This window comes from Gordonia marina, assembly GCF_052036135.1.
Lineage (GTDB): Bacteria > Actinomycetota > Actinomycetes > Mycobacteriales > Mycobacteriaceae > Gordonia.
Window position 1 is genome coordinate 1 of sequence record NZ_JBPSDN010000095.1, and the last position, 1,115, is coordinate 1,115.

The 1,115-nt window shown below is 65.7% G+C and carries 1 rRNA gene; it reads right to left on the minus strand.

Features of this window, described 5'->3' with window-relative positions:
- Window positions 1-1,004: 1,004 nt before the first annotated feature.
- Window positions 1,005-1,115, minus strand: a 5S ribosomal RNA gene (rrf, locus tag ACSEEN_RS21430); the annotation flags it as partial.

Genomic DNA, 1,115 nt, shown 5'->3' on the forward strand with positions numbered 1-1,115 from the left:
CGATTCATCGACGTCCACCACGTCCGGCGACATCACCCCCCGGATCATGCGTGAGACAGGGGCGCTCAGTCATACCGGACCTGGCGACCGCAGCTCCTCGGTGAAGAGCTACCTAGAAGGTAACGGGTGAGACCGAGGGATGAGTGCCGGGCATCTCTGGTCAGGGGCGGGTCCGGGCTTCGCTCGGCCGTCATGCGGGTTCGGCTAACGAGTGAAATGATCTCGACTGGGCTGGACCATCACGCGGGTTCGGCTGGCCGGGGGCATGGTCGCGGCTTCGCGGGTCCTGAGCATGTGTGGCGGAGTGAAGCGGCGACACGCGCCCGGCGGGCGACCATCATCAGGAGCGCCGGCTGACGACATGGTCCCGACTTCGCTCGACCATCATCGGCTGCGAACTGGTCCGTCATGCGGGTTCACTCGACCGTCATACGGGTTCGGCCGGCCGGCGGCGCGGGTTGGGCTTCGTCTTTCCTGGGCGTGTGTGGCGGAGCGGGGCGACGACACCGCGGCCGGGGGGCGGCTATCAGGGATCCGAGCCCGACCGTCATACCTGAGTTCGCGCGGCTTAGTGCCTGACCGTTGATTACGTCGAGGACGTTCCGGGCGTCACCCTCGATCGGCGCACAGGCGCGGTCTGCTGTGTCGGTGCGGCACTTGAGGTCCGATCGTCGCCGACCTCGATCCGGAGCAGCACCGTGGGCGGGCCTTGATCGTTTGTCGATGTGTTGTCGCTCAGAGTGGGCAGAACTCGATGCTGCACCGCCGGCGTCGATGTCGCGACAGCGCCGTTGGTCGGTCATCTCCGGGGGTCTGCGACGCCGGCCTGCCCACACCTCCTGACCAGCGCCAATCGCTCCTGAACCCCTAATCTGTGCTCAAGCGCGCGAACTCAGGTCATACGAGGCCGATCAGCCTACTGCGTGGTCTCGACTTGCTTGTTAGCCCGGGGATGCGGGAAGGCCCCGAACCATGACTGGTTCGGGGCCTTCCCTTGAGGTTGTGTTCGGCGGTGTCCTACTCTCCCACACTGACTAAAGTGCAGTACCATCGGCGCTGGAGGGCTTAGCTTCCGGGTTCGGAATGGAGCCGGGCGTTTCCCCTCCGCTATAGCC